Raw genomic sequence first — 13,320 nt, forward strand, 5'->3', positions numbered from 1 at the left:
AATGGCAACAAATAGTTCAACTGAGCAATCGCTCACCAAAAAAGTATGGAATCTGGCAACCACTCTTGCCGGACAAGGAATAGGATTCACTGATTATATTACCCAACTGACCTATCTTTTATTCTTGAAGATGGATGCCGAAAATGTAGAAATGTTTGGAGAAGAGTCGGCTATTCCAACTGGTTATCAGTGGGCAGATTTGATAGCATTTGATGGTCTGGATTTGGTAAAACAATATGAAGAGACCCTTAAATTGCTTAGTGAGCTGGACAATCTGATAGGTACGATTTATACGAAGGCACAAAACAAGATAGACAAACCTGTTTATCTGAAAAAGGTCATCACCATGATTGATGAGGAGCAATGGCTCATTATGGACGGTGATGTGAAAGGAGCTATCTACGAAAGCATTCTTGAAAAGAACGGGCAAGACAAGAAAAGCGGTGCAGGACAGTATTTTACTCCTCGTCCACTTATTCAGGCAATGGTAGATTGTATCAATCCGCAAATGGGTGAAACGGTTTGTGACCCGGCTTGTGGAACGGGTGGATTCTTACTTACAGCTTACGATTATATGAAAGGTCAGTCAGCAAGTAAAGAAAAACGTGATTTCTTGCGTGACAAAGCTTTGCATGGTGTGGATAATACGCCTTTAGTGGTGACGCTCGCTTCCATGAATCTTTATTTGCATGGTATTGGTACAGACCGTAGTCCGATTGTTTGTGAGGATTCTTTGGAAAAAGAACCGTCAACTCTTGTTGATGTGATACTTGCCAATCCTCCTTTTGGAACTCGTCCGGCAGGCTCTGTGGATATCAACCGTCCGGATTTCTATGTGGAGACCAAAAATAACCAGTTAAACTTCCTCCAACACATGATGCTTATGCTCAAAACAGGAGGACGTGCTGCTGTGGTGCTTCCTGACAATGTCCTTTTTGAGGCAGGGGCAGGTGAGACTATTCGCAAACGCTTATTGCAGGATTTCAATCTGCATACTATCTTGCGCTTGCCTACAGGGATTTTCTATGCGCAAGGCGTAAAAGCCAACGTGTTGTTTTTCAGCAAAGGACAACCAACCAAAGAAATATGGTTTTACGATTACCGTACAGACATAAAGCATACGCTTGCCACCAATAAACTGGAACGGCATCATTTGGATGATTTTGTTTCTTGCTACAATAATCGAGTAGAGACCTACGATGCAGAAAATAATCCGCAAGGTCGTTGGCGTAAATATCCTGTAGATGAAATTATTGCCAGAGACAAAACAAGTCTTGACATTACTTGGATAAAACCAGGTGGTGAGGTGGACGACCGTTCATTGGCAGAACTGATGGCAGACATCAAGGATAAGAGCCAGACCATCAGTAGAGCGGTGACTGAACTTGAAAAACTGCTTGCAAATATTGAAGAAAATTGAGCTATGCGAAAAGATATTAGCACAAATGATAAAGATATAAACGACCTGTTCTTAAAGGTTGTTGACCTTGTCACGCAGGCAAGGGAACGTGTGGCAACAGCTATCAATATTGCTGAGGTCTTTACTAAGTTCCATATCGGACAATATATAGTAGAATATGAGCAAAAGGGAGAAACAAGAGCCGAATACGGAAAGGCGGTGCTGAAAGAACTCTCCAAACGTCTGACTGATAGGTTGGGAGATGGATGGTCGTATTCAACGCTTAAGAATATACGGCAGTTTTATATTGTCTTTTCTAAAGGGCTAACCAGTGGTTGTCCAAAGTCGAGCCAAAAGGCTAACCAGTGGTTAGCCGATTATCCGAAGGCAGAGGAACATATCTCTGAACCGACATTCGCTCTCTCATGGTCTCATTATCTTATACTGATGAGGGTGGAAAATCCGGATGCCCGCAGTTTCTATGAAATAGAATGTACCCAACAACAATGGTCTAAAAGACAACTTAGCCGTCAAGTAGGAAGCTGTCTTTATGAGAGATTGGCTTTGAGCCGTAACAAAGATGAAGTAATGCGGTTGGCTAAAGAAGGGCAAACTATTGGGAAACCATCGGACATCATCAAGAATCCCATCACATTAGAGTTTCTTGGTCTAAAGCCCGATGCAGTTTACTCAGAGTCTAAATTGGAGAATGCCATTATCAACAAGATGCAGCAATTCTTATTAGAACTTGGCAAAGGATTCCTATTTGAAGCAAGGCAGAAAAGGTTCACGTTTGATGAGCAGCATTTCTTTGTTGACTTGGTGTTTTACAATCGTTTGTTACAATGCTATGTGCTTATAGATTTGAAGATAGACAAACTTACTCACCAAGACCTCGGACAGATGCAGATGTATGTCAACTATTACGACCGCTATGTCAAACAAGACTTTGAAAAGCCGACAATTGGTATTCTACTGTGTAAGGAGAAGAACGATGCACTAGTGGAACTCACCTTGCCTGAAGATGCTAACATCTATGCTTCTGCTTATCAACTCTATCTCCCCAACAAGGCTTTATTGCAAGCCAAGGTGAAGGAATGGATTGAAGAGTTTGAAGAAAATGAGGAATTAAAGAAACTGGAAGAAAATGAATAGTATTTGTGCAGCCAAAACTGCACAAATACAAACAGAAATACGACGATGGATACAAAAGCGTTACGTCAAAAGATACTCGACCTTGCGATACATGGAAAACTTGTACCGCAAGACCCGAACGATGAACCTGCATCAGTTCTGCTCGAACGAATCAAGGCTGAAAAAGAACGACTGATAAAGGAAGGCAAAATCAAGCGGAGCAAGAAGTCTGCAAAGACTTCCGATACGCCACATTATCAGAATGTGCCGTTTGAGGTGCCGAGTTCATGGGTATGGTGCAAATTGGAGGATTATGTTAAAAGTGTGACTGATGGCGATCATCAAGCACCGCCTAAGTCAGATATTGGCATCCCATTTTTGGTTATTTCAGATGTTGCAAAAGGAAAACTAAATTTCTTAAATACTCGTTTTGTTCCACAAGAATATTATGAGAAAATTTCATTTGATAGAAAACCGGAAAAAGGAGACTTGTTATTCACCGTAACAGGTTCTTATGGTATTGTTGTACCTGTAAACATTGATTGTAAATTTTGTTTTCAACGGCACATTGGGTTGATAAAAACTTTGAATACGAGTGAATATCTTTTACACCTGCTAAAAAGTAGTTATATCAAAGGACAATGCGATGAGTTTGCCACAGGTACAGCACAAAAGACTGTAGGATTGGAGACATTACGTTCTTTTCTATTGCCAATTCCACCTTTTGCTGAACAACAGCGTATTGTAATAGAAATAGAGAAATGGTTTTCTTTGATAGAACTTATAGAAGGAGGTAAGGACGATTTACAAACAACCATCAAACAAGCCAAGAGCAAAATTCTTGACCTCGCCATTCATGGGAAACTCGTACCACAAGACCCGAATGACGAACCAGCCATCGAACTGCTAAAACGTATAAATCCCGACTTCACACCTTGTGATAACGGGCATTATACGCAGTTGCTTAATGGATGGACTGTTGCACCTATGCAAGTACTATGCTCTTTGGTTGATGGTGATAAGCAAAAAGGAATAGAACGAATAAATCTTGATGTCAAATATTTGCGTGGTGAGCGTGATGCCAAAACTTTGACTTCTGGAAAATATGTTACTGCAAATTCACTTTTGATTTTAGTAGATGGCGAGAACTCTGGTGAGGTATTTAGGACTTCGATTGACGGCTATCAAGGTAGTACTTTCAAACAGTTGCTTATCAACGAAAATATGAACGAAGAATATGTACTACAAGCAATCAACTTGCATAGGAAAGTCTTGCGAGAAAGTAAGGTTGGTTCTGCTATTCCCCACTTGAACAAGAAACTATTCAAAGCAATAGAAATTCCTATTCCACCTTACAAAGAACAACAAAGGATTATAAAGGCTATAACCAAGGCTTTTATGTCTTTAGATTTAATAATGGAGAGTTTATAGGCTCTCCATTATTAAATCTAATTGTGTAAAGATTCCATGGATTGCATGAATAATTCGCTTTTGTTCTGCCTTCGATGGTATTGGTATCTCTAATTTTGAGTATTCAGAAATCCAATATCGTTTATGGGTGTCACCTACCAATTTGGTTATGCTCATAAACATTGCCACATAATCAACTTCAATGTCCTTATGTACTTTTAGAATCTTCATTGCAGATGACTTTACCTTAAAAGGGAAATCAACTAGTTTCGAATCAGTTGTAAAATCATCAAAGATTATACAAGGAAGATTCGAGTATATACCAGTAGCCTCGTTAGTGTAACCAATAATAAATGATTTACCGGCTGTCAGAACTGGGGTTGAATAAGAGTCATCATAAGCTGTCGATTCTACAATATAAGCTGTAGACTGTTCATAACCTATAATTTGGTCAAGCCTACAAAACGTCCATCCATCAGGCAACTGCGTATAATGCCCGATATATTCTATTATATTGTTGCCGTATTCATTATAAATCAATATAATATGGTAACAAAATTCAAAAGCTATCTCGCCAAAACTAATTTGGCAAAAAACACTGTTACATCGTATGTGTGGACAGTACAGTATTTCCTCAATCATTATGGAGAAGTAAACAAAAAGAACCTTTTAACATATAAAGGGTATCTGGTGGAGAACTTTAAACCGCAAACGGTAAACCTACGATTGCAAGGTATCAACAAGTATTTGGAATTTACAAAACAGGAGAAACTGAAGGTAAAGTTCGTCAAAGTACAGCAGAAGAACTTTTTGGAAAACGTAATCAGCGATGCAGACTACAAATATCTAAAAACACGCTTAAAAGCTGATGGTTATAATGAGTGGTATTTTATCGTATGGTTTATGGCTGCCACAGGCGCACGTGTCAGTGAATTGCTTCACATCAAAGCTGAGCATGTACAAGTTGGCCATCTTGATCTTTACAGTAAAGGTGGAAAAATACGTCGTTTATATATTCCGAAAAATTTGCGTACAGAAGCCACAAAATGGCTCAAAGAAAAAAGTCTTATTTCCGGCTATATATTCCTGAACCGATTTGGGGAACGTATTACAACACGTGGCATAGCCCAACAACTGAAACATTTTGCGGGAAAATACGGAATGAATAAGGAAGTGGTTTATCCTCATTCATTCCGTCATCGTTTTGCCAAGAACTTCCTTGACCGATTCAATGACCTTGCTCTACTTGCTGACCTTATGGGACATGAAAGTATTGAAACTACTCGTATTTATCTCCGTCGAACAGCTAGTGAACAGCAAAAAATTGTGGACAAAGTAGTAAACTGGTAAGTTTTATCTATCCTTAGAAGTGTAATTAATTACACTTCTAAGGATTTTTGAATATCATCAAGGGATGAAAAAAGTTCTTCTATCTTTTGAACGATGTGTTGTTGCTCGTTGATAGGGGGGAGTGGAAAATACATATCATTAAAGTCTGTAATATTAAATCCTGTTTGAGCCGTCCTTGAAATTTCTTTTAGTTTTCCTTGATATAGGTCAGATAAATAATAATAGTATGCATACTCCTTGTATATGAGATTTTCAAATTTAAAGATAACCTTTACCATTGCCACATTATAAGCCCCTTGTTTAGCATGAAACACTTTTCCTAAAGAACCACCATAACGTGCTAATAATATATCTCCTTTTTCGGTCTGTTTTGAAGCAAGATTAATTGGGATATAAACAGGTACAGGAGACTCTCCATAATCTCTAATCTGATAAAGTCTAATGTAATTTGGTTTAGGTATAGTTTCAAAATAACTCTTCGCAGGTTGTGATCCTCCAGATATATCTAAGATAGAATTATGACTACACCATACCCATGTCCTAGGTATTTTATAAGGTAACTTCCCACTATGCCCGTTATCACAAGGTGTGAAGTCGGGATTTATACGTTTTAGCAGTTCGATGGCTGGTTCGTCATTCGGGTCTTGTGGTACGAGTTTCCCATGAATGGCGAGGTCAAGAATCTTACTTTTGGTACGAATGATAAGAGTTTGTAAGTCTGTGGTATCGGATTCGAGAGCTTCAATGAGAATGTCATACTTAACAATTTCGTTTATTATCCGTTCAATTTCTTTTAAAGGAGGTAACGGTATTCGCATATTTTGAGATTGAGTCAAGGATATGTTAACTTGACCAGCAGACCCTCGTGTCGCGATAGAATTAATTTCTGACATTTCTTCTAAATATGCTTTTAGGTATGGCACTAGCACTTCTTTAAATTTATAAGGTCGTATTAGGACAGCGGCCTGATTAAAATTCGCTTGTGGTAATGTTGATGGAATAATCGCAAGTTTACCCAGAGGTGGCCCAACAATATTCATAATAAGGTCTCCAACTTCTGTACGCGAACGCAGAAGTTTTCCATTATGCACTTCTTCTGTAATATATTGTGGATGGTAGGCAAAATCTATTTTCTGATTTCTGAGATTATACATCTTAATGTAAGGGATACCATTCTCAACAAAGCAAGTTTTATCGGGTGTACTTCCTGATGCCACATAAGCAATATCTTCCAACTTACACCACACCCAATTATCCGGCACCTCAAACGGCACATTCTGATAATGTGGCATATACCATTTTATATACGGCTTGTTTGCTCAGCCCCAATAAAGTTGCAACCTCCTTGAATGATAGATATTCTTTATCCTTGAAATAGGATATGGGTTGTTCACTGATTACCGTTTGGACTTTGGTTTCTATTTCTTGTATTCTCTTCTGCCGCACCGCTTCTTTATATGCAAGATTATTGCACCGATGAGAACAGAAGCGTGTCGTTAACTTTTGGGCATAGAATGTTGTGCCACACCATTCACATACCTTCTTGATTTTCATTTTACTTGTTGCCATATTCGTTACTTTTAGAGGTTTATTTCTCTTGTAATTTCTCTATTTTGTTCAACTATCGTAAATCATAGTCAACCATAGTAAACTTTCTCCACGACCTTTCCGACCTAAAATCGGAGAGTAACAAGCGAGCAACAAATACGGTACAAAAATGAGCTGAAAAAGCTCTATAAACGATAACCATCGCTTATAAGGCTAAAAAGAAAGGCGCTCAAAATGAGCGCCTTAATAATCGTTGATGATAGATGCTAATTGTTGGTAACCACCACTTACTTGCCGATGCAGAAAATGTTTTGTATCATTTTTGACTTGTAATAAATTGATATTTAATATATTATGTTTTTATGAAATGCTTCGGGGGACAAACTGGGGACAAAAATTTGCTATCCAAAAGATAAAAAGAGCAAATATAAGGTCTATCCCTTGATGTTTTTTAGGCCAATTTTTTTGTCCCTCGGAAAGAAAAACAATCCTGTTCTCATCATACGATGATATTCGAAGCACACTGCAAATATAATAAAGTTTAGTCTGTTTTTTGTATATCTCTTCAAGTTCTAAACTAAACGGCTTTTATAAGCTCCCAAAGCCATACCTATTTTTCTTTTGGCCAGCAAAATTGTTAAAGGGACATCACTTTGTCCTTCCAACTCTATCTCTTTTTCACCAGTCGTTGTTTGGGCTATGTGCTTTGGCGGTATATCCTTTGTTTTACCTTTCCCTGTTTTAGCCTTTTTCTTACTTTCTCCATTATTCCGCATATCCCCTTCGGGCTACCTGATGTGAATTGTGTGGCAAAGGTGCTTGTCATGTCTCTCTTGTCTGCAAGGTCATAGCCTTTGAGTTCACAACCAAATCTTCACCTTCTGATATGCAAATAAAACAGCTGGTAATATAGAATTGCGTAGATGCTTATGTACAACCTCTGTTTTTGCAAGTACACCGAATGTAGGGATAAATGCAAGTTGTTGTATCTCATTGTTTTGCATATACGTGTTGTACTGCATCTTTCCAGCCTTTTGCAAAATATCTGCTATCCGATACAACGCACTGAGTGATAGGGAGTTTTCGCATAGATGTTACAGAATCTTTGTTGAATCCAAAGATTGTGGCTTTCTTGGAATTTCTTTGGTATCATTATGTTTTTTGTGTGAATGTTGCACCTCAAAAAGTAGACACTGGAAGGTAGAAAAAAGATAGAGATTGGTTATCTTCGTAAGTGGATAAAGGAAGCGCCCTGTAGAGAGGGGGTAGCCCGAACGAAAGGGCGCTTCCTTAGCCCGTTTTGATTACCCCTGTCATCTACCGGAAAGGAGAAACTTTTATGGCAAAACATTTGAATCCATTGGAAAAAGAGTTCTTGATACGTAAGTTCAAGAGCAATTCCTTGATTAAGTTAAGTGACTTCTGTCTTAGAATCAATGAGGATGACATGATAAATTGGTTTGAAGAACCGGACTTTTCTGACTTTATGGAAGACTCTGAGATTGTTGAGAAAATCGATGTGCACATTAAAGAAGAATCTATACTGTATACCAAAGTCGAGTTCACTTATAACCAGCTTATGGCAAAATTGTTTCGATTGCCTAAATTCATACAGATGGAAATAGGAAAGGCGTTGATAGCAAATGCTTCGGAAGAATTTGAAAAGGAAGAGTAAGAACATCCTTCTTGAGTTACATAGTTTATAGTAATGAACCCTGCTAAATTATATCTTCACTGATATAATATCTATATTCATATAGATTCAGTTTCTTGTTCTGTCATGCGGTATATGGAGTTTATTTACTAATTTTGCACTGATTTTGAAATAACATAAAACTAACAATGCAGAGAATTTGGATGGGCATACTATCAATCACCACAATTCAGGGTAATAAACGCTCGGAATGTGTGTTGAATGTTCATGTCTCCGGCATTGAATCTCGTATTGTAAATACTTTCCAGCGAACATAATAAAGTACATTTTACTATACTTTGATCTAGAATAGAGACTGAATGGCTGGAGAGTCTTTAGCAAACTTTTCAACTATTTTGTTTTATACCCATTTATGGCAGTTGCTTTTGTGATACTTCTCTGTCATTTCCGTTTGATGGGTGATTGATAACTTGATTATTAACGCGCAGTGATGCACATAAATTGAGAAGAAATAAATTATAAATTTGATGGCAGCAAGGTGTTCTTTACATCTGATACCCACTTTTATCACGGAAATAGACACTGTCTGGAATTTTGTGTAAATGGAAACAGGATTCACTTGTAAATTCTCTTATATCTGGATTCTGTTTTCAAATATAAGCATAAATTGGTTCATAATTTGAATCCCGTATTTTCCATTTACACAAAATATTCTATAGTGCCGAATTATACAATTTATTAGTGCTTCTCGTATAGCACATGAGCAGATGTTTCTTCTTGTCGTATACCATCTTTTATCATAATAGGACGTGGTAAAACCTGTATCAATCTATTATAAACGCAGAAAGAAAAAGCAAGGTTGATGATAATACAGCAGGAATGCAGTCTATTAAGCAGTTAGGTGTTTAACTCATAATACTGCATAAGCAGAAAAAGGAGGTCCGCTAAAAGCTGCGAAAGACTTCAGTTCCCATATCGTTACTGATATAACAGGAACAAAAAACGGCACAACGGATTCTATTTCAGTAATTTGCACAGCTTTTCATACCTGAGGACAACTCGCTTGATATTAACTTTGTAACGATCAAAAAAGTATGGAAACGAGTATGGGCAGATCGACCTTCAAAATTCTCTTCTACGTGAAGAAGGGCAGCGAGAGAGCCAACGGCTATCTCCCCCTGATGTGCCGTTTTACGGTGGACGGCGAAATCAAGCAGTTCAGCTGCAAGCTGGACGTGCCCCCGAAACTTTGGGACGTGAAAACGGCACGTGCCACGGGCAAGAGCGCCGAGGCGCAGAAAATCAACGCGGCGGTTGACCGGATACGTGTGGGCGTGAACCGCCGTTACCAGGAACTGATGCTGTCCGACGGCTATGTCACCGCCGCCAGGCTGAGGGACGCCTGCCTCGGGCTGGGCGTGAAACGCGAGACGCTGCTGAAGCTCTTCGAGCAGCACAACGAGGAGTTCATCAAGAAGGTGGGACACAGCCGCGTGCAGGGAACATACAACCGCTACCGTACCATATACAGGCACCTGTGCGAGTTCGTCCCGAAAGTGTACCACCGTGACGACATTCCCCTGAAGGAACTCAACCTGACGTTCATCAACAACTTTGAGTATTTCCTGCGTCCGGAGAAGAAATGCCGCACCAATACCGTATGGGGTTACATGATCGGGCTCAAGCACATCATCTCCATCGCTCGCAACAGCAGCGCGCTTCCCTTCAACCCATTCGCCGGGTACATCAACTCCCCCGAGAGCGTTGACCGGGGCTACCTGACGGAGGCCCCGGTGAAAAGCGGGACCTGCGAACTGGTACGCGACCTCTTCATCTTCTCTGTGTTCACCGGACTGGCATACGCGGACGTGAAGGCACTGACGACCGACCGGCTCCAGACCTTCTTCGACGGCAACCTCTGGATCATCACCGCCGGCGCAAGACAAACACCGAGTCCAACATCCGCCTGCTGGACGTTCCCAAGCGTATCATAGAGAAGTACAAGGGGCTGTCCAAGGACGATCATGTATTTCCGGTACCGAGCAACGGCAGATGCAACACCATATTGAAGGAACTTGGCAGGCAGTGCGGTTTCAAGATACGGTTGGCCTATCATGTGGCCCGGCATACGAATGCCACCACCGTGCTGCTCTCGCACGGTGTACCCATCGAGACCGTAAGCCGTCTTTTGGGGCATACGGATTTGAAAACCACCCAGATATATGCGAGTGCGCCCAGAGTGGTCGCTTAATAAATACTTCTTTATCAAGAAGTTATGATTGGGTTCGATATAATCCTATCGTCAATCAGTTTATCCAAAGGGGAAACCCGATGGGGAGTGTAGCATACTGATTAAAGCTCCAAGTCCACTAATAGTTAAGTGGCGACTGAGGGGCAAGACGAAAAGACATACATAAGGATGAAGCCTTGATTGGTTGAACGATAGTTCGGTGGTACCAAATCTTGCAACAACGGAAGACTATTATACATACGTTGTTTCATAGTACTCTGCCTATTTTGTGCGTTAGTGCAGAGCATAAAGAACCGACTATGACACAGCCGCAATAAGCGGACAAGAACGAAAGTCGCATCCGACAGTATGACGTGCTAATAGTTATTAGGAGAACTAACTGGGGATTACCTAAGTCGGAACGCTGGAATAAACAGCTATAAAGAAAGCTTTTGAATATCCGATATGGTAACGGAACTTCCGTAGTAGTCCGAGCAAGGGAAAGCCTTGTACATGGCGAAGGGAAGTAGTCTGTAACTTTAATACAAACAACGGAAAACGTGAGAGGTGTATGAGAAATCCAGAGCAAGTATTAAACATTTTAGCTGGACACAGCAACGAGCCTGAGTATAAATACGAAAGGCTCTACCGTATTCTATTCAATGAACAAATGTTCTTTGTCGCCTACCAACGTATGTATGCAAAGCCGGGAAACATGACACCCGGCACAGATGGTAAAACAGAGGATGAAATGAGCATTGATAGGATAAACAAACTCATAGAGAGTATAAAGGATGAGACTTATAGGCCCAATCCTGCAAAGAGAATTTACATTCCGAAAAAGAATGGGAAGATGCGTCCGTTAGGAATACCGTCTTTTGAAGACAAATTGGTTCAAGAGGTAGTAAGAATGGTGCTTGAAGCCATATATGATGGACACTTTGAGTGGACATCGCACGGTTTCAGACCAAACCGAAGCTGCCACACAGCACTGAAAAGTCTACAAAACAATTTCAACGGTACAAAATGGTTCATTGAGGGAGATATAAAAGGCTTCTTTGACAACATAGCCCATGATGTGCTGATAGAAATAATGAAAGGTAGAATAGCAGATGACAGATTTCTTCGTCTGATACGGAAATTCCTCAATGCAGGGTACATAGAAGAGTTGCAATTCAACAAGACTTATTCAGGGACACCGCAAGGTGGTATCATAAGCCCTATTTTGGCAAATATATATCTTGACAAGTTCGATAAATACATGGATGAATATGCCGACAAATTCAATAAAGGGACAATAAGAAGTCGTAACAAGGACATTTGCAAACTCAACAACAGAGTACACTACCTAAAGCGTAGGATAAACGAAGTGAAGGATGCAAACGAAAGAACAAAAATGGCAGAAGAACTGCACGAAAAGCAGAAGCGGATACTAACAATGCCAAGTGGCAACGATATGGATAGAAATTTTCGCAGACTGAGATATGTGCGCTACGCTGATGATTTTCTAATCGGGGTTATCGGAACGAAAAACGAATGCGAGAAAATCAAAGCCGACATCACTAGGTTTATGCAGGAAAAGTTAAGGCTGGAGATGTCACAGGAAAAAACTTTGATTACAAATGCACAAGACAGCGCAAAATTTTTTGGTTACGAAATATATGTCCGTAAAGACTATGCCACAAAGAGAAACAGTAACGGAACAGTGCGCAGATACTTCAACGGGAATGTGATATTGCACGTTTCAAGAGAAGTAAAGCCTCGAAGCCATGAAAGTTGTCACCAAACACGGCAAGGAAACATGGGTGTCAAAAGACAGGGCTTATATGATTGACAATGAAGCGCACGAGATTGTATCTCAGTTCAATACCGAAATACGAGGGTTCTACAACTATTACTCAATAGCAAACAATGTATCGGCTTTGGGACGCTCTTTCGGTTGTATCATGAAGTTCTCCATGTACAAAACTCTTGCTCAAAAGCTGAATATGTCAGTGAGAAAAGTCATTGAAACATACCGTAAGGACAATCTCTTTGCCGTGCCTTTTGTAAACAAGGGAGGAGAAACCAAGTACAGGGTATTCTACAATGAGGGTTACGCCCGTAAAACGGATTGTGAAACAGCCCCAAGTGATAATCTGCCGTATATGTTCAAAACGCCATCGTTGAGTCTGATAGAAAGGCTTACAACAAAAACGTGCGAACTATGTGGCAAGCACGGAGAAGTGGTAATGCACCATGTCCGCACTCTCAAAGAGTTAAAAGGTAAAAATGACTGGGAACGCAAAATGCTCTATATGCACAGAAAGACTTTGGTCGTATGTGCGGAGTGTAACGCAAAAATCCAGAGCTGTGGTGAGTAAAATGATGTTACAGATGGAGAGCCGTATACATGGAGACGTGTAAGTACGGTTCGGGGGCAGGTAAACGAAAACCTACCGCTGTAAAGCGGAAAGGCGTTGTTTGCCGAGCCTACGGATAACCAACCAGAAGATCAGCAGCGACATGGAAATCCTGTCCCATAAGCTGGAAAAGATGGAGAAGGAGATATGCGATGCCATCTGAGGAAATGATATTTACGAAACGGACGATTTT

9 protein-coding genes and 3 pseudogenes are annotated in these 13,320 nt (G+C 40.2%); 8 read left to right on the forward strand and 4 right to left on the reverse strand.

What is annotated here, in order from left to right; genetic code table 11:
- Position 1: 1 nt before the first annotated feature.
- From ACHLI0_RS20900 to ACHLI0_RS20910, 3 genes are read left to right on the forward strand one after another with little or no spacing between them, the layout of a single operon-like run.
- Positions 2-1,420: a type I restriction-modification system subunit M gene (locus ACHLI0_RS20900; protein WP_008764670.1), complete on the forward strand. Its 1,419-nt coding sequence runs from the start codon at positions 2-4 to the stop codon at positions 1,418-1,420.
- A gap of 3 nt (positions 1,421-1,423) precedes the next feature.
- The gene (locus ACHLI0_RS20905) at positions 1,424-2,554 is read left to right on the forward strand and encodes a PDDEXK nuclease domain-containing protein (protein WP_490749961.1); all 1,131 of its coding nucleotides are present in this window, start codon (positions 1,424-1,426) and stop codon (positions 2,552-2,554) included.
- Between the two features lie 45 nt (positions 2,555-2,599).
- Entirely contained in the window at positions 2,600-3,964 is a 1,365-nt protein-coding gene (locus ACHLI0_RS20910; protein WP_272184111.1) for a restriction endonuclease subunit S, read from the forward strand.
- Here ACHLI0_RS20910 and ACHLI0_RS20915 read toward each other — a convergent pair.
- Positions 3,959-4,483 (reverse strand): restriction endonuclease subunit S, encoded by a 525-nt coding sequence (locus ACHLI0_RS20915; protein ID WP_227202024.1) that lies wholly within the window; start codon positions 4,481-4,483, stop codon positions 3,959-3,961. The two genes, ACHLI0_RS20910 and ACHLI0_RS20915, sit on opposite strands and share 6 nt — an antisense overlap.
- 6 nt (positions 4,484-4,489) lie before the next feature.
- Between ACHLI0_RS20915 and ACHLI0_RS20920 the strand changes: the two genes are divergently transcribed.
- A complete protein-coding gene (locus ACHLI0_RS20920) occupies positions 4,490-5,293 on the forward strand; it encodes a tyrosine-type recombinase/integrase (protein WP_151209410.1) in 804 nt (267 codons plus the stop codon).
- 29 nt (positions 5,294-5,322) lie between these two features.
- Here the strand turns inward: ACHLI0_RS20920 and ACHLI0_RS20925 are convergent, their stop codons facing one another.
- The 3 genes from ACHLI0_RS20925 to ACHLI0_RS20935 all read right to left on the reverse strand — a co-directional run bounded on the left by ACHLI0_RS20925 (position 5,323) and on the right by ACHLI0_RS20935 (position 7,617).
- Complete coding sequence (locus ACHLI0_RS20925; RefSeq protein WP_272184110.1) at positions 5,323-6,585, reverse strand: restriction endonuclease subunit S; 1,263 nt, start codon at positions 6,583-6,585, stop codon at positions 5,323-5,325.
- Entirely contained in the window at positions 6,557-6,862 is a 306-nt protein-coding gene (locus ACHLI0_RS20930) for a helix-turn-helix transcriptional regulator (RefSeq protein ID WP_055217106.1), read from the reverse strand. The genes ACHLI0_RS20925 and ACHLI0_RS20930 overlap by 29 nt, the downstream gene beginning before the upstream one ends.
- 551 nt (positions 6,863-7,413) lie before the next feature.
- Positions 7,414-7,617, reverse strand: coding sequence for a hypothetical protein (locus ACHLI0_RS20935; protein ID WP_224319008.1), 204 nt, complete (start codon positions 7,615-7,617; stop codon positions 7,414-7,416).
- A gap of 563 nt (positions 7,618-8,180) precedes the next feature.
- On the opposite strand from ACHLI0_RS20935, the gene ACHLI0_RS20940 reads away from it, so the two are divergent.
- The 4 genes and pseudogenes from ACHLI0_RS20940 (at position 8,181) to ACHLI0_RS20955 (ending at position 13,088) form a co-directional block, all read left to right on the forward strand.
- A complete protein-coding gene (locus ACHLI0_RS20940; protein WP_490749962.1) occupies positions 8,181-8,516 on the forward strand; it encodes a hypothetical protein in 336 nt (111 codons plus the stop codon).
- A 490-nt stretch (positions 8,517-9,006) separates the two neighbouring features.
- A pseudogene (locus ACHLI0_RS20945) lies at positions 9,007-9,093 on the forward strand (metallophosphatase); the annotation flags it as partial.
- A gap of 496 nt (positions 9,094-9,589) precedes the next feature.
- Positions 9,590-10,722, forward strand: a pseudogene (locus ACHLI0_RS20950) (site-specific integrase); the annotation flags it as partial.
- Positions 10,723-11,296: 574 nt separating this feature from the next.
- Positions 11,297-13,088 (forward strand): annotated as a pseudogene (locus ACHLI0_RS20955) (reverse transcriptase domain-containing protein).
- Positions 13,089-13,320 lie beyond the last annotated feature (232 nt).

Source organism: Bacteroides sp. RCH18, assembly GCF_058231005.1.